A 16,126-nucleotide genomic window follows, 5' to 3' on the forward strand; every position below is an offset into this window, starting at 1 on the left:
GGACGGGCCCGGACGCGGCGGTCGGCTCATGCCGTCGCCTCGGCGTCGGGAGCGGCGGGGTCGGCGGCGGTCCCGGCAGGCTCGGCGGCGGGGTCGGCGGCGCGGGGGAAGAAGTCGACCAGCAGCATGTCCCGGACGCCCGTCGGAAAACCGTCGGCCACCTCGACGGCCGACACCCCGTGGAACACGCGGCGGTCGTCGATGATGATCGTCTCGAACGGCTCGGTGAGCAGCGTGCGGTACAGGGGTGCCCTGTCGCGGTCGTACAGCCGCGACAGGCCGCCTTCGATGTTCTCCCGCCGCATGAGCACCTGGGCGACGAAGTGGTGTCCGTCTTCGTGGACGCCCTCCGGTGCCGGCAGGCCCTCGGCGTCACGGGTGGCGAGGACGCGGATCTGGTGGATGCCGATGCAGCCGGTGGCGGGGTCGAAGTCGCCGGGGAGGCGGTCGGCGAGCGTCCGGACGAGGGTGGCGAGGAGCGGCGAGCCGGCCACGTCCTGCTCGATGGGCTCGAACTCCCGGGCCACGCCGCCGTGCAGGGGGTTGACCGCGAGCGACTGGCGGAAGGCGCCATGGGCGGCGCGCACCAGGCCGTCGTCGGTCAGGTGGAACGCGCTGTACCGGCGCCGGCGATAGGAGCCGCCGTCCTTCAGGTAGCGGTCGACCCGCAGCCCCTCCCACGACGCGCGTAGTTGCTTGATCTCGGTCTCGCCGTGGTCGGCGAGACAGTCGAGGATCGTGGCGGCCGGCAGATGGACGTACGGCTGGGACATGGAGGAGAGGCCTTTCCTGCGCGAGGTGGTGCGGGCGGTGCGGGTCAGCGGGTGCTCTGGGCGGCCGGGCCGGTGAGCAGCTCCTTGAGCCGCGTGAGCATGTCCGGTGACAGGACGCGGTGGGTGGCGTCCAGGGCGGTGATCCGGTCGAGGAAGTCGGTCTCGGCGCCGTACTCGCACGTGGCGATCAGCAGGCCGCCGTACTCGCGGCCGTCGACCACGAGCGCGGGGGTGATCTGGACGATGTCCAGGGCCTGTTCCGCTTCCTCGACGAAGGTGTCGGTCACGCCGTTGACCGGGAACTCCAGGGACCAGCGCTGCCGGGGCAGGACCGGTTCGGCCGGGGCCCGCCACTGCCCGAGCAGGATGTCCGTCATGCTCAGGTAGGTGTTGTGGCCCGATGCGGCCACTCCGAGGGCGGTCGCGCCGGAGACACGAGGGTTGATCTCCAGCACGTAGTAGGTGCCGTGGCTGTAGATGATGTCCAGGTTGATGACGCCGGTGATCCCGACGGTGGCGCAGAGCTTCTTCAGCTTCTCCGCGACCGGTGCGAAGGCGGCGTCGTCCCGGGCGCGGGGGGCCGAGGAGCGCAGCTCCCAGAAGGCGAAGGTGGGCTCGCCGCCGGTCGACCCGGTGAAGCACAGCGGCTGGACGGCGAACTGGCCGTCCGCGCCGACGAGTTCGACGGTGCACAGCTCGCCGGTGACGCACTTCTCCAGGACGACGTTGCCCTCGTCCGGGGCCGCGAGCCAGCTCTCCAGGTCCGCCCGGTCGCGCAGGAAGCGCATGCCGTTCCCGGAGCTGCCCCAGACCGCCTTGGACAGGAGCGGGTAGCCGATCTCCTCTGCCTTGACGCGGATGATGTCCGCGTACGCCGGGACGGCCGCGGCGCCGTGCTTGAGGAGCGTGCCGTCGACGAAGATGCCCGGCGGGGTCCCCAGGCCGTGGTCGGTGAGGATCTTCTTGGTCTCCCACTTGTCGGCGAGCAGCCGGGAGGGCTCGATCCCGTTGGACACCATGGGGATGCCGTGCCGGGCCAGCCTCTCCTTCACCACGGCGTCGCGCAGGCCCGCTTCGTCGGGGAAGGACAGGGAGACGACGCCGTCGGCGCCCCAGGCCCGGATCCGGTCGGCGATGAGGTCGGAGGTGGCGTCCTCGGGCAGTTTCTCCCACGTGCCGCCGGGGAAGTCCGCGGCGTCGCAGTCACCGTCGGTGTAGAAGATGCGGGCCTCGCGGCCGGTGGCGGCCACGGCCCGGGCCAGGTCGGGAATATAGGGGCCGGCCCGGGATATCGGGATCGACCGGATGTAGGCGATGCGTTTGATGTCCGCTGCGGTCATGGACTGCTCCAGTTCACTCGCCGGTTGCGCAACAGGCTGCGGTTGTCGCGTGATTGACGGTCACTCAGGTAGGGACGTGCCGAGGAAATGACGACTCAACGCGCTGGGAGACAGCCAGAAACGGCCCGTGTCGCGCGACGGCACTCGTCAACTCGCCTCGCTCACAAGGCGTTTGGGTTTCACAAAGTTATGCACGTTCACCACCTCGGAGGCAGCCGTCGGCACCAGACGTCTCATGGTGCGGACAGGTTTGGAGGAGTGGACGAAACCCACCGGGCCCCGCAGTGTGTTTGTCGTCGGTTCCACCACTGGCGCCGACCTCACTGCCGCCTGTTGACTCGCACCACGCACCAACTCAGCCACATAGATTTACGCACCGGCCGACAGAACTGTTGTGAGCCCAAGCGCTGAGTGCATCGCAAAGTCACGTAAATCGTCTGTGGGAACGAGCGCCACGCACCCCATCACGGCGCACGTCGAGAGTTGAGACCGGCTGCGCCGCCGGGGCATCGGCGTGCGCCCATCTTGTCGACCCGCATTCTCCGGTGAGCCCCACGCCTGTGATCTGCCGCATGGAACAGCGGTACTCACTCCGTCGACAGGCAGTTCAAGGCCGTACCTACGTTCGTAAGGATCAGGCATGTCGAGCGCCATTCGCGACGAACTCGCCAGGCACATCAAGCAGGGTGTGATTCCGCCTTTCAACTACGCGTATCCGTCCCGCTCCACCTACCGCCCGCTGAACGGATCGTGGAACATCCGGGACATCTGGGCGGAGGACCTCAAGCGGCACTCCGTGCCCGAGCTCAACCTTTATCTGCATGTGCCGTTCTGTCGGTACAAGTGCGGGTTCTGCAACCTGTACACCGTGATCTCCGAGGACATGGACGTGTACGACGCGTACACGGCAGCCCTGTGCACCCAGATCCGCGATCACACGGAGATCATCCAGAGCCGTCGGCTGCGCACCATCTACATCGGTGGCGGCACCCCGAGCCTGTTGGCTCCGCGTCACTTCGAGCAGATCTTCGCGACGCTGGACGAGGTCTACCCCAACTGGCGGAGCACGGTGGAGGAAGTGGCCATCGAGGCCACCCCGGACTCCATCGTCAAGGAACCCGGCACCTTGCGGGACCTGATGTCCATGGGCCTCACCCGGGCCAACATCGGCATCCAGTCGCTGGTGCCCTCGGAGATCCGCGAAGCGGGCCGGGGCCAGGCCAATGAGCAAGTCATCCGCCAGGCCATCGAGATCACCCGCGAGGAGGGCCTGCCGAACCTGAGCACCGACCTGATCATGGGTTTCGCCGGGCAGTCCCCCGAGAGCTGGAAGCACTCCGTCGACGAACTCGCGGCTCTGGCCCCCGAGACCATCAGCACGTACTTCCTCACGGTCCGGCCGGACGCGTGGTTCTCGAAGACCGGGGCCTATCAGTACATGATGAGCCCCGACCTGTATGAGCGGTACGACTACGCGAACGCCGTTTTCAAGGAAGCCGGTTACATCCAGGAGTCGAACGTCCGGTACAAGAAGCTCGGGCGCGGCGGCTACCAGCAGAAGGTACTGACCTTCCACGGCGTTCCGCTGCTCGGACTGGGCGCCGGCGCACGCAGCTATTCCAGTGCGGTGGACTACATGGTCGGCAGCGTGAAGCCGAGCCTCACGGAGGTCGGCGACTACATCTCCAAGGCGCGCAATCACGAACTCACGCCCGTCACCGGCTTCGTCCTCGACGACGAGGAGATCATACGCAAAAGACTCGTCCTCGACACCTTCGACCTGGACCTGAAGGAACTGGACCGCTTCGGTTATCAGGAGAAGGCCCATCTCTTCGAGCCGGTCCTCGAAGCGGCACAGGACGTGGGTCTGCTGCGCCGGCTTCCCACCGACCGCATTCAGCTCACGCCGGCCGGTTTCAAGTACCGCGACGTCCTGTCGTGGATGTTCTTCTCCGACCATGTCATCGCTCTCGACCGCGAATACTACGCGGGCCTGCACAAGAGCAATAAGCGGGCACAGAAGCACATGGGCAGCGAACCGCTCAGCATCTCGGGTCTGAAGACGGACGCCGTCTGACCGGTTTTCCCGGCACACGGCTCTTCGGTGCGGCCACCGAACGGAAAGAGGGTGGCCGCGCCGGGTTCCGTGGTGCTCCGTGCCCCTCCGGCACCCCGCCGCCGACGCTCCCGTCGGCCGGTTCGACCCGCGCAGGACCCTGCCCCAGGAGAGCGTATGACTCGGCTTCTCGTCGCCGCCGGCGGTGGGGGCGACGTGATCGGCACGACCCTGGTCCACCACGCGCTCCACGGTGACGAACCGGCGGTGGTGCTCAGTTACTCGTGGGAGCGGTTGGTCGTCGACCCGGTCCCCGGCCCGCGTGCCGAACGGGACTTCGCGCATCTGCGGCCGCTCACCCCCCACCTCTCCCAGATCACCGCCGACTCGTCCGCCATCGCGCCGGCGGGCTCCACGCTTCCCCGTCTCGCCGCCGAACTGCCTATCACCCTGGGGCTGTTGAGCCCGTACGGTGGCGTGCCGCTCCTGGCCCGCCAGATCACCGAGGCGGCGGAGAAGTACGCCGTGGACGAGGTCACGGTGGTCGACGTCGGAGGGGATGTGTTCGCCCGCGGCGACGAGCCGACCCTGCTCAGCCCGCTGCCGGACGCGCTGGTGATCGCCGCGTGCACCACCGCGGGCGTGCCGGCGGTCCTCCGTCTCGCGGGTCCGGGCCTGGACGGCGAGATTCCCGAGGCCGACCTGCTGCCCGACATGGGCAGCGACCACCTGACCCTCACCGGGGCCGACACCCGCCGCGTCGAGCACGTCTTCGACTGGCACCCCTCGGAGGCCAGCGCGCTCCTGGCCGCGGCCGCGCACGGCCTGCGCGGCGGTTGCGTGGTGCGCGACACCGGCAGGCCGGTCCTCCTGACCGACGCGAGTGCCCGCGTCCACCGCATCGCCGTCGACCGGGTCCTGCACCGCAACCGGCTGGCCCACGCCCTGTATTCCGACGCCGTCGACAGCCTCCACGGCGCGGAGAAGGTCAGCCGGGACGTCTGCGGCTTCTCCGAGCTGCAGCGCGAACGCGACCGTTCGCTGGGCCTGGCGCACGAGAGCTGGTCCAGCCGTTCGGTGAACGAGGCCCTGGACGACGTCGACGCCCGCCTGCGGCACCTGCGGTCCAGCAACCCCGGGGCGCGCTACGTCACCTTCCGCTGCCTGGCCGAAGGTCTCGGCCTCACGGGCGCCGCGGCGCAGACCCTGCGCGCCCGCCTCATCGAACAGCGGCCGGGCCAGTGCGCCGGGCCCCTGTTCCGCCTGACATCGCCCTGAAGGAGGGTCCACACCACCATGCCCAAACTGCTCCTGCTCGAAGCGATGGGGAACACCGGCGAGTACATCCTCGACGCCGCCCGTGACCTGAACGCCGAGATCATCGTCGTCACCCACGAGGACGTCCACGAGGACTGGTACTCCCCCACGCTCAAGGCGAAGATCGCGGAGTACGGGAAGCTCGTCTTCACCGACTTCTCCGACAGTGAGGGAGCCCTGCGGCAGCTCAAGGAGCTGGCCGGGGCCGAGGGCGTCGACGGCGTGGTCGCCGGCTGGGAGTTCCTGACCCCGCTGGTCGCGCGGCTCGCCGCCGACCTCGGCCTGCCCGGGAACGACCCGACGCGCTCACTGAGCTGCCGCAACAAGCGCATCATGGCCCGCGCCTTCACCGAGCACGGCATCCCGGCCCCCAGGACCGTCGCCGCGCGCGACCTCGGCGAGGCGTACACCCTGGTGCGGTCGGCGGGGCTGACCTACCCCGTCGTCGTGAAGCCCTCCGAGCAGTCCGGCTCCTGGGGCGTGTCGGTCGTCAGCGACGACGAGGAGCTGGCGGACGCCTTCGTGGTCGCCCAGTCCCACATCTTCCAGATGCCGCACGGCATCCCGCTCGACCCGCACGTGATCATCCAGGAGTACGTCGGCGGCACCGAGTTCAGCATCGAGACGGTGGCGGTCCGCGGCGCCGTGACACCGCTGTTCCCCTACGACAAGTTCACCACCGGGGGCGCGAAGCGGGCCGAGTACGGGCACACCGTCCCGGCGGAACTGGACGCGGCCCAGGTGGCCGTCCTGCAAGAGGCGGCCGTCGCGGCCGCCCGGGCCGTCGGCATCACCAACGGCGTCGCCCACACCGAACTGAAGCTGCTGCCGGACGGCACCACCCGGATCATCGAACTCGGCGCCCGCCTGCCCGGTGACCACGTGGTCGCCCTGATGCGGCAGGCCCGCGGGATCGACGAGGCCAGGATCTACGTGCAGATCGCGCTCGGCCAGGAGCCCGTGCTGACACCCACCGCCGACACCGCCGCGGGCATCCGCTTCCTGACCCCGCCCCGCGGGGGCACCCTGCGCTCGGTCACGGGCCTGGGCGACTGCGACGTGGTGGCGCTGAGCAAGATGACGGTCCCGCCGGGCGGCCGCGTGCGCGCTCCCGGCGACAACGACTCACGGGTGGGCTACGTGATCCTGCACGCCGACACCGCCGCCGAGGTCAACGCGGCCGCCGCACAGGTGCTGGCCGACGTCAGCATCGAGGTCGTCTGATGCCGGGTGCGGGCCTGCTCCCGAACCGGCGGGGCCCGGCCCGGCTGACGCGCGCGTACCTGGCGGGGGTGCCCGGGGAGTGCGCGCCGGAACGCGCAGGGGCGGCCTGCGCCCTCTCCGGGGACATCTACGGGAGCGCCTTCCTGTCGCGCCCGGTCTTCTTCGGCCGCGCCGAGAGCCGGCAGCTGGGAGCGCGGCTCAGCGGACTGTACGACCTCCTCCTGTCGCTGCCCGACCGGCTGTACGACGGTGATCTGCGCGCTTTCACCGCCGCCCTCGGCTGGGCGCCGGAACAGCTCGCCGCCGCCCTCAGAGCCGACGGCAGGGCCCGCGAGCTTCCCCGGAGCGCTCGCGCCGACCTGTACCGCGAGGAGGAGGGCTTTCGGCTGCTCGAACTCAACGGCGGCAGCCCCCTGGGCGGTTGGGACATCGGGGTGCTCAATCGGGCCCTGCTCGAAGAGCCGTACATCGCGTCCTTCGCGGACGAGCACCGCCTGGACTTCACCGACGGGATCGAGGTCCTCGTGGACCTGTGGCGGGAGTCCTTTCCCGGCCTCGGCACGACCGCCCCCGTCGTCGCCCTGATGGAGTGGCCCGACGCCTACGCCGCACTCGAACCGCATCTGCGCCGGATGGCCTCGCTGCTCGCCGCCCACGGCATCGACGCCGTGCCCTGCCATCTGGGGCAGGTGGACTACCGCGCGGACGGGATCCGCGTCGCCGGGCGCCGGATCGACCTCGTGCACCGCTGGTTCGTCATCAACGAAGTGAGCACCGCCGAGGACGTGGCCCTGCTCGCTCCGCTCACCCGGGCCGCCGATCGGGGGCTGGTCCACCTCTTCACGCCGCTGGAGAACGAGGTGTACGGCAGCAAGGCCGCGCTGGCCCTCCTCAGCGACGAGCGCAACCGCCCCCTCTTCGACCGCGCGGAACTGGAGGTGATCGACGCCCTGCTCCCGTGGACCCGCGCGGTCCGCGACGAGAAGGGCGAGGTCGCCGGGGAGCCCGTGCACCTCCTCCCCTACGCGCAGGCGCACCGGGAGGACCTGGTGCTCAAGGCGAGCAGTTCGCACAGCGGCCTGGACGTGCGCGCGGGCTGGGAGACGTCCGCCGAGGCGTGGGCCGACGCCGTCCGCGCCGCGGTGGACGGCCCGTACATCCTCCAACGCCGTGTCCGCCCCGTGCCGGAGGACTTCCCCACCCCGGGCATCGCCGGCACCACCGAACCGACGGTACTCACCTGGGGCGTCTTCCTGGCCGGCCACGGCTACGGCGGGGCGTACCTGCGAGGCACACCCGAGATCGACAGCGGCGTCATCAGCTCCGGAAGGGGCGGCCGCCTGGGGACGGTGTTCCTCTGCGACGACTGACTCGGATCTCGGGGAAATGAAATCCGTAGCGGCGCTCGGCCTGGACGAAGATCGGAAACAAGGTTACGTAAATCCGGCGTGCGTAAGGAAGTTCGTTATTACGAGTGATTTTGCGGGAGACACCCGGCCCCTACCATTGAGAGAGAAAAGGCACCCGCGGCCGCGGTCCTCAACTGCGTCCCTGGTGTGGGCACCTGCCGGTGACCGGCGTTCTTCTGTGCGGGCGGGAGCGTCGCCGCGACCGACGGCGGTTCCGCACCGGGCGGCCACCGCGTCGGGATAGTTTTCCGGCACCCGCCTCACCCATATCACCGGACACTTCCGGCTACTGACAGATGAGGGCCGTCATGCCGCACATTCCCCGAGAACGGATCATCAGCCTTCCCCGCACCGACATCGCCGGGATCGACGCCGGCGGCACCAAGACGCACATGCGTTTTCTCGATCCGGCCACCGGCGAGGTCAAGCACGTCCAGGCCCGCTCCGCCGACTACGACTCGCTGGAGCACCTCTTCTACGGCTGCTTCGACATGGCCGGCTGTCTGCCCCGGTCCCTGGTCGCCGGTGTCGCCGGCCGACCGGGGCGCGACGGCGACGTCAGGATCACCAACCACCCCCAGTGGCCGACCTTCCGGCGCCGGGCGTTCGCCACGGACCTGGAGATGTCGCTCGTCACCATCAACGACATGGTCGCCACGACGGCCGGGGTGGCGGACCTCGACGAGTCCGACTGGGTCCCGCTGACCCCGGACGTCACGCCCCATCCGGGGCCCGCCCTGCTGGCGGTGTCGGTCGGCACCGGCGTCGGCAGCGCCTCCGTGGACCGCTCGGGGCGCGCCCACCCGGCGGAGTCCGGCCATGTGGCCTGGCAGCCGGTGACCGTCCTGGAGGAGGACTACCTCCGCTCCCTGCAGCGGCTTCGGCCGGGCATCCCCATCTCGGTGGAGCTGTCCATCGGCGGACTGCGCGGCATCGACCACATGTACGACTTCATGACCACGCGCAAGAAGCCGGGCCCCTACATCCAGGAACACGTCGACCGCTTCCGGCGGGAGCACCGCGGCATCGGACCGGTCATCACCGCGGCCGCCGTGGGCGGCGACGCCTGCTGCCGCGAGATCATGCGGCTGTTCGGCGCCATCCTGGGCCAGTTCCTGCGCAGCACCGTTCTGACCTGCATGAGCGAGGGCGGCTCGGTGTGGCTGACGAGCGGAGTGCTGCAGGCACCCGGGATCTGCGACCTCCTCGTCTCGGACACGGCCTTCCTGGAGCGCTTCGTCGCGACGGGCGCGGAGCACGCGGAACTCATGCAGGAGATCCCCCTCCACGCCGTGACGGACCGTCAAGTGGCGGTCAGGGGCGCCTTCGTGCTCACGCGCCAGTCCGCCGCGCAGGCACCCGTTCCGGCCCCCGTGCGGCGCGAACACGCCTGCGGATAAGGGGCCTCTGAGCTACCATCCTTAGCACGCAAGGCAAGTTCGCACGTCAATGTCGTCGCGTGCTAGGAGCTCACTGCCTATGTCCTGGGTCCTCCGACACCAGAGCGCACCCCATGGCCGCCGTTTCCGAACAGGGTCCGGCGAACGTGTCGGATGACCCGACAGTTCTCGGAAGCAGCCGACCTCGAAACAATCCACCTCGGTCGACCCCGCAGACGCAATCGGTGGCGCAGGTCTACGAACTGTTCATGCGGGACACCGCCGGCGGCTTCGGTGCGATCGACCCGGGCGCGCTCCACCAGGCCGTGACCCTCCTCAAAGCGGCACGGCGCCGCCGCGCCCGGGTCTACATCATGGGCAACGGCGGAAGCGCCTCGACCGCCAGCCACATGGCCTGTGACCTGGCCAAGGGAATCGGCCGCACCAGACATGAGCGGTTGCGCGCCGTCGCCCTCTCCGACAGTTCCGCGCTGCTGACCGCCTGGGTCAACGACAGCGGCAGCACCCTGGGCTTCTCCGGCCAGCTCGACACGCTGCTCGACCCGCAGGACGTCGTGATCGCCGTCAGCGTCAGCGGCAACTCGGAGAACGTACTGGCGGGCCTGGACACGGCACGCGAACTCGGCGCCGCCACCATCGGGCTGCTCGGCGCCGACGGCGGTCGCGCCCTGCGCCAGGTGGACGTGGCGCTGCACGTGCCGAGTTGGGACTACGGCGTGGTGGAGACCGTCCACATCGGACTGCTGCACGCCCTGGCCAACGCCTTGCGCGGGCACCCGCTGACCGCCCAGCGGCCCCTCGCCACGGAGGCGGTCGATCTCGCCGTCGGGCGTTCCCAGTGACGCGTGCGCTCGCGATCGCCTCCGATCGCGGGCCGGTCGCCTTCTCCGGCGCAGGGCCGCGACTGCGGGCGGAGCGCCGGATCGGGAGCGTCACTGCCATCCTCGATGCCGCCGCCCGGGGGTTCCCCCGGTCCACCCTGTGGGTCGCTCCTTCGGACGCGGAAGGTGACCGGCGCGCCGTCGGTTCCGCCGAACACGCGCAGCTGGCCCGCCGCCTGGGCTATACGTACACCCCTCACCCCGTCGACGAGCGCCGGTACCGCGAGTACTACGACGACGTGGGTGTACGCATGCTCTGGCTGGCTCTGCACGGGCTGTGGCCGGACGTCGCCGACACGGCCGCCCGGCCACCAAAGGCCCAGGCCTTCACCCGCTCCTACCAGCAGGTGAACAAAGGCGTCGCGGAGCAGGTCGTGCGGGACACGCGGCCCGACACCCCCGTGCTCGTCCAGGACTACCAGCTGGCCACGACCCCGGGATTCATCCGCGCCCTGCGGCCCTGTCAGCCTGTCGGACTCTTCCTCCACACGCCGTTCTGCACTCCGGACGAACTCGCCCGGTTGCCGGACTCCGTCGCCGGGGCGGTCCTGGACGGCATGCTCGCCGCCGATCTGCTGGGCTTCCAGTCACCGCGCTGGGCCGCCAACTTCCTGGCCTGCTGCGAGGCGTGGGGGTGGCGCGTACAGCGCGGCGGCGCGGCGCCGGACACCGTCGGCGTGGTGACCGGTCCCCGTCCGGCACGGGACGGCGAGGTCGCGGCCCCGGCCCGCACCAGCACGGTCGGCTGCTACCCCGTGCCCGCCGACTCGGCGCTCCTCGCGGCGAACGCGCGGAGCGCACAGGTCGCCTTCTGGCAGAGCGAGTTGGCGCAGGACCCGGCCATCCGACGCATCGTCAAAGTCGACCGCATCGACCCTTCCAAGAACGTCCTGCGCGGACTGGAGGCGTTCCAGGACCTCCTGGAACACACGCCCGCGCTCCGGGGCCGGGTGGTCATGACGTGCTGTCTGACCCCGTCCAGGGAACGCATCCCCGAGTACCGCGTCCACGCCGACCGGGTCCGCCACCTGGTCGAGCGTCTGAACCACCGGTTCCCCGGCTGCCTCGACGTCCATGTCGGCCATGACCTGGCCCGGTGCCTCGCGGCGCTCACGTCGTACGACGTGCTGCTGGTCAACCCCGTACGCGACGGCATGAACCTCGTCTCGCAGGAGGGCCCGCAGCTGAACGCGCGGCACGGCGCGCTGGTCCTGTCCCGCTCGGCGGGCAGCAGCGATCTGCTGGGGAGGCACGCCCTGCTCCTGGAGGATCCGCGCGACGTCGATGCGACCGCGAGGGCGCTGCGGGACGCCCTCGCCCTGTCGCCCGACGAGCGCCGCCGACGCGCCGCGGGGTTGCGGGACGCGGTGACCGGCGGTGATCCGGTCCGCTGGCTCGCGCGGCAGGTTCAGGAGCTGGAGCGGGTGACGGCCACACCTCCGGCAGGCGTGCCGTCGCCGCGGTAGTCGAAGACGCAGACCTCCCGGCCGGTCCCGATGACCAGCCGGTTGTCGGGTGCCGCCGCCAGGGACCAGCCCGGCGCGGTCAGCACGAAGCCCTCCTGGCGCTGACGGGTGTGCAGATCCCAGAACCGTACGACGCGGTCGTCCCCGACCGTCACCACGACCGTCCGGTTCCGTAGCCGCATACAGGCGATGGCGTTGGTCCCGGCCCCCGCGTCGCTGAGGCGCACCGGCCGCTTGCGGCCCTTCAGGTCCCACACGAACACCCCGCCGTCGTCGTCGACGCTGACCACGACCGGGCGCCCGTCCAGCGTGCCGCAGTCCAGGGCCCGCACCCAGCCCGTGTGACCGGTGAAAACAGCGGAGGCCCGGCCTGTCTCCAGGTCCCACAGCCGGATGGAGCCGTCGAACGACCCGGTCAACGCGACCGGCCGGCCGTCCAAGGACGTGCACGCCACCGTGTTGATCCCGCCGGTGTGGCCGGTCAGGATGTCCCGTTCGGCAAGGGTGCGCAGGTCCCAGACCCGCAGCGTGCAGTCGTCGCTGGCGCTGACCGCCACGGGCTTGCCCCTGATCTGCGTGCAGGCCACGGAGCTGACCCAGTCGGTGTGCCCGGTCAGCACCGCGCGCTGTCGCCGGCTCGTCAGGTCCCACACCCTGACGGTCCCGTCGCTGGCCCCGCTGACGATCACGGGTGAGTCGTCGAGCCGGACGCAGGCCACCGCCCGGACGAACCCGGTGTGCCCCTCGATGACCGCGCGCCGGCGGCCGGACTCGATGTCCCAGGTGCGCACGGTCCGGTCGTCGCCACCGCTGACGGCGAGGACGTGACCGTCCGCGGTCACGGTGCCGACCGCGTTGACCCCGCCCGCGTGCCCCACCACATCGGCCTGGGTCTCCACCCGGGGGTCCCAGACGCAGATGGTGCCGTCGCTGGCACCGGTGACCACCGCGGTGCGCCCCTCGACCTCCACACCCGCCACGGCCCGCACCCAGTGGGTGTGCCCGATCAGCACGCTCAGCTCCACCTCCCGGCGCAGGTCCCAGATGTGGGCGTGGCCGCTGTCCGTGCCGCACACCACCACGCTCCGCCCGTCGAGCGTCATGCACGCCACCGCTCTGACCCAGCCCATGTCCCCGGAGAACAAGCACTTCTGCTCCAGGCTCCGCACGTCCCACACGCGTACGGTGCGGTCGTCGCCGCCGCTGATCAGCACGGGCACCCCGTCCAGCTCCGCGAACGCCACGGTGTTCACCTCACCGGAGTGCCCCTTCAGTTCCACCCGCCCCACCTGGCGGCGCGCCGCGCGGCCGGACTCCAGGTCCTCGGTCCCGGGTACGTCCCACAGCCGTACGCTGCCGTCGCTGCCGCCGCTGGCGACCCTCGGCCTGCCGTCGATCTCCGCGCAGGCGAGGGCCCGCACGGCCCCCGTGTGGCCGACCAGGAGCTGCTGCTCCCGCCCGCTCGCGAGGTCCCAGAGGCGGATGGTGCGGTCGTCGCCGCCGCTCACCAGCGTCAGGCCGCCACGGACGACGATGCCCGTCACGACACCCACCCGGCCCACGTGTCCGCTCAGCAGCGTGCGGGCGCTCTCGCTCCGCAGGTTCCACACCCGGACCGTGCCGTCGCTGCTGGCGCTGATCCCGAGCGGTTCGTCCTCGAACCGCAGGTGGGTCACGCAGTTCACCTCCGCCATGTGGCCGCGCAGCATGCCGTGGAGGTTGCCGTTGCTCAGGTTCCACAGCCGCAGCAGGCCGTCCGTGCCGGCCGTGACGACATGGGGCCGGCCGTCGAGTTCGAAGCAGTCGGCGCTCTTGACGCCGTGGGAGTGGTCGCCGAAGGACATCTGCAGCGCCGGATTGACCTGGGAACCGGTGGCCCACCGGACCTGCCAGGGCAGGCTCGCGCTCAGCTGCGCCGCCAGTTCCCGGGCCTGGTGGCTCGCGGCGTCGAAGGCGAGGATCTGCCGGCGGGTCAGGGGGTCGCACTGGCGGTGCAGCCTGAGCGAGGCGCGGTAGACCGAGCGCACCGTGCGCGCCTGCTCGGTGCCGACCCGGCGCAGCGCCGGTGCCAGCGTCACCGGATCGGCGTGCACCAGGAACTCCGGGTCGCCCAGCAGCTCGTCCAGGGTGCCGGCGATCGCCGCGTGGCTGGCGACATGGCTGCGGATGTAGGGGTGGGCGTTGGTCCAGGCGCGGCGCGCGCCCGACTCGGGCACCTGGTCGAGCAGGGTCGTGGTGATCCGGCGGTGGGCCTCGGTGTCGCGGCGGGAGTCCCGCAGGAACTCCGCGAGTGTCTCGTGGTACAGCCGGAACACCGATCGATCGCCCACGCGCACCTCGACGATGTAGGCGCCGGCATGTCCCAGGAGCCAGTTGATGTCCTCGTCGGAGCAGCGCACGCCGGCCAGCACGGAGGCGAGCGGCGCCCACAGGTTGTCCCAGGGCAGGCCCTGTCCTTCGGCGTAGGCGAGCGGGGTGAGCAGCCGCCGCACCCGCCACTCGTTGGCGCCGAAGCGGGAGAGGTAGGCGGCGAAGACGTCCTTCACCTCGTTGGGAAGTCGGCGGTGCCAGTCGGCCTCGGCGGTGTCGACCTGTACCTGACGGTTGATCAACGCGCGCGCCGTCATGTTGGCGACGAGGAAGGACTGCCCGGCCCGGGCCGCGACGCCGCCCGCCACCGCGGCGGCCAGGGCGGTGTCGTCCCGGTAGGGGGAGGGACTGTCGGGGTCGTCCTCGGCCCGCAGCAGGGCCGTCACGTAGTCGGCCACGTCCTCGATGCCCGTGTACGCCGGCTGGTCCAGGTCGATGATCTCGACGGCGGTCCCCAGTGCCTCGATCGGGCCGCGCCGGGTGCCGACGATGAGCCGGACCTGCGCCATGGTGGACATCGGCCGCAGCAGGGCCCGCGCGATCAGGGTCGCCTCGGCCTGGTCCCCCACGGTGCCCGCCTCGTCCAAGGCGTCGAGGAGCACCGTGAACTGCGCGGACCGCTCCAGCAGGAAGCCGAGCAGGTCGTCCGGGGTGGCGGCCACGCAGCCCGCGGCCCGGCCCAGTTCGGCCACCACGTCGTCGAGGGTGCGGCGGCGCAGGTGGAGGTGGGTGGTGACGCACCCGGTCGGCGGAACGGTCCCGGGGGGCGTCCGCGCGTCGGGCGCCGACTTGTCCGAGAGGTGCAGGAGCCGCCCGAGCAGGGCGGACTTGCCCGAGCCCGGTCCGCCGGTGACGATGCGCGCGCGGCGGTCGTGGGAAGGGCGGGACAGCCAGCGGGCCAGCGCGGTGAGGGCGGCGACGCGGCCGGTGAAGTACGAGCCCACCTCGCCGACGTACTCCACGCCGCGGGCGCGGAGGTCGAAGTGGGTGGAGCGCTCACGCCGCATCCTGGTGAGCGTCTCGACGTCCAACTCCTGGCCGAAAAGGCCGGGTACGAAGTTGCGGTTGGGGAAGAACGGCGGCACCCCGGCCGTGTCCACGGAGGTGCAGCTCGCGTGCTGGTACGGGTGGTGTTCGCGGAAGTGGTCGTTGATCCGCTCGGTGATCTCCGACAGGTCGATGTACTGCTGGTGGGCGCCTGCCCTCGGCTCGGCCAGTGTGCGGGCCAGCGCCCCGGTCAGGACGCCTTCGTCGGCCTCGTCCCGGGCGCGGGCGCCGGCCAGCAGCCACAGGTTGCCCGCTTCCGTCGTGCGCCGGGCCGCCAACTGGTTCGCCACCATGGCGATGTCGGTCGTTCCCGCCCCGGCGTAGCACGTGTCGAGGACGATGAGCACGCGGGCCCGGACCACGTCGTCTGCGAACAGCAGGGCCAGGTCGTCCGTTCTGACGGCGGTGGACACCAGGCGGTTCTCGACGCTGTCCGAGCAGAGCAGGTAGTGGCGTCCACCGCCAGCGCGCACGCCGTGACCGGCGTAGTAGAGCACGATGATGTCGTCCGGCCGGCGGTCCGCCGAGCCCAGCCAGTCCTCCAGTCCGGACACCAGTTCCTTGGCGGTCGGATTCCGGCTGCGGTCCCGGAGCACCCGCTCGTAGCCGAAGGAGGCGAACAGACTCGCGACGAGTTCCACGTCGCCGTCGACCCCCGGCAGGTCTTCGATCCCCTGGGCCGCATAAGTGCCGGTCCCGGCAGCGATCACGAATCGGCGGGGATTCCCGCAGTCGGCTCCCATTGGCTCGTTCGAGATCATTCGACCGCTTCCGCCCCCTCGGAACCTTGTCTCCGGTCGTACGATACGCCCCATGCAGGTGAATCGATAGCATTTCACCGCC

General features: G+C 70.8%; 10 protein-coding genes. 7 read left to right on the forward strand and 3 right to left on the reverse strand.

The window, feature by feature from the left end:
* Window positions 1–26: 26 nt before the first annotated feature.
* The gene (locus ACZ516_RS08900) at window positions 27–773 is read right to left on the reverse strand and encodes a 2OG-Fe dioxygenase family protein (protein WP_361082462.1); all 747 of its coding nucleotides are present in this window, start codon (window positions 771–773) and stop codon (window positions 27–29) included.
* Window positions 774–817: 44 nt separating this feature from the next.
* Window positions 818–2,113, reverse strand: a complete 1,296-nt coding sequence (locus ACZ516_RS08905) for an ATP-grasp domain-containing protein (RefSeq protein WP_469009281.1) — start codon at window positions 2,111–2,113, stop codon at window positions 818–820.
* A gap of 640 nt (window positions 2,114–2,753) precedes the next feature.
* On the opposite strand from ACZ516_RS08905, the gene ACZ516_RS08910 reads away from it, so the two are divergent.
* From ACZ516_RS08910 to ACZ516_RS08940, 7 genes are all read left to right on the forward strand, one after another.
* Complete coding sequence (locus ACZ516_RS08910; RefSeq protein ID WP_469009282.1) at window positions 2,754–4,190, forward strand: coproporphyrinogen-III oxidase family protein; 1,437 nt, start codon at window positions 2,754–2,756, stop codon at window positions 4,188–4,190.
* 156 nt (window positions 4,191–4,346) lie between these two features.
* Window positions 4,347–5,447 (forward strand): DUF1152 domain-containing protein, encoded by a 1,101-nt coding sequence (locus ACZ516_RS08915; protein WP_469009284.1) that lies wholly within the window; start codon window positions 4,347–4,349, stop codon window positions 5,445–5,447.
* 18 nt (window positions 5,448–5,465) lie between these two features.
* Window positions 5,466–6,710 (forward strand): ATP-grasp domain-containing protein, encoded by a 1,245-nt coding sequence (locus ACZ516_RS08920; protein ID WP_469009285.1) that lies wholly within the window; start codon window positions 5,466–5,468, stop codon window positions 6,708–6,710.
* Window positions 6,710–8,080: a hypothetical protein gene (locus ACZ516_RS08925; protein ID WP_469009286.1), complete on the forward strand. Its 1,371-nt coding sequence runs from the start codon at window positions 6,710–6,712 to the stop codon at window positions 8,078–8,080. The genes ACZ516_RS08920 and ACZ516_RS08925 overlap by 1 nt, the downstream gene beginning before the upstream one ends.
* Before the next feature lie 347 nt (window positions 8,081–8,427).
* The gene (locus ACZ516_RS08930; protein ID WP_361082450.1) at window positions 8,428–9,519 is read left to right on the forward strand and encodes a glucokinase; all 1,092 of its coding nucleotides are present in this window, start codon (window positions 8,428–8,430) and stop codon (window positions 9,517–9,519) included.
* A gap of 248 nt (window positions 9,520–9,767) precedes the next feature.
* Window positions 9,768–10,361: an SIS domain-containing protein gene (locus tag ACZ516_RS08935; protein WP_467493825.1), complete on the forward strand. Its 594-nt coding sequence runs from the start codon at window positions 9,768–9,770 to the stop codon at window positions 10,359–10,361.
* The gene (locus tag ACZ516_RS08940) at window positions 10,358–11,866 is read left to right on the forward strand and encodes an alpha,alpha-trehalose-phosphate synthase (UDP-forming) (protein ID WP_361082448.1); all 1,509 of its coding nucleotides are present in this window, start codon (window positions 10,358–10,360) and stop codon (window positions 11,864–11,866) included. Before ACZ516_RS08935 ends, ACZ516_RS08940 begins: the two co-directional genes overlap by 4 nt.
* Here ACZ516_RS08940 and ACZ516_RS08945 read toward each other — a convergent pair.
* Entirely contained in the window at window positions 11,809–15,993 is a 4,185-nt protein-coding gene (locus ACZ516_RS08945) for a caspase family protein (protein ID WP_469009288.1), read from the reverse strand. The genes ACZ516_RS08940 and ACZ516_RS08945 overlap by 58 nt on opposite strands.
* Window positions 15,994–16,126 lie beyond the last annotated feature (133 nt).

It is taken from the genome of Streptomyces sp. NPDC034037 (assembly GCF_055575715.1).

What these genes read in the sequence shown, in the direction of transcription:
- ACZ516_RS08900 (WP_361082462.1), bottom strand. Translation starts at nt 773, where the DNA reads ATGTCCCAGCCGTACGTCCATCTGCCGGCCGCCACGATCCTCGACTGT.
- ACZ516_RS08905 (WP_469009281.1), bottom strand. Translation starts at nt 2,113, where the DNA reads ATGACCGCAGCGGACATCAAACGCATCGCCTACATCCGGTCGATCCCG.
- ACZ516_RS08910 (WP_469009282.1), top strand. Translation starts at nt 2,754, where the DNA reads ATGTCGAGCGCCATTCGCGACGAACTCGCCAGGCACATCAAGCAGGGT.
- ACZ516_RS08915 (WP_469009284.1), top strand. Translation starts at nt 4,347, where the DNA reads ATGACTCGGCTTCTCGTCGCCGCCGGCGGTGGGGGCGACGTGATCGGC.
- ACZ516_RS08920 (WP_469009285.1), top strand. Translation starts at nt 5,466, where the DNA reads ATGCCCAAACTGCTCCTGCTCGAAGCGATGGGGAACACCGGCGAGTAC.
- ACZ516_RS08925 (WP_469009286.1), top strand. Translation starts at nt 6,710, where the DNA reads ATGCCGGGTGCGGGCCTGCTCCCGAACCGGCGGGGCCCGGCCCGGCTG.
- ACZ516_RS08930 (WP_361082450.1), top strand. Translation starts at nt 8,428, where the DNA reads ATGCCGCACATTCCCCGAGAACGGATCATCAGCCTTCCCCGCACCGAC.
- ACZ516_RS08935 (WP_467493825.1), top strand. Translation starts at nt 9,768, where the DNA reads ATGCGGGACACCGCCGGCGGCTTCGGTGCGATCGACCCGGGCGCGCTC.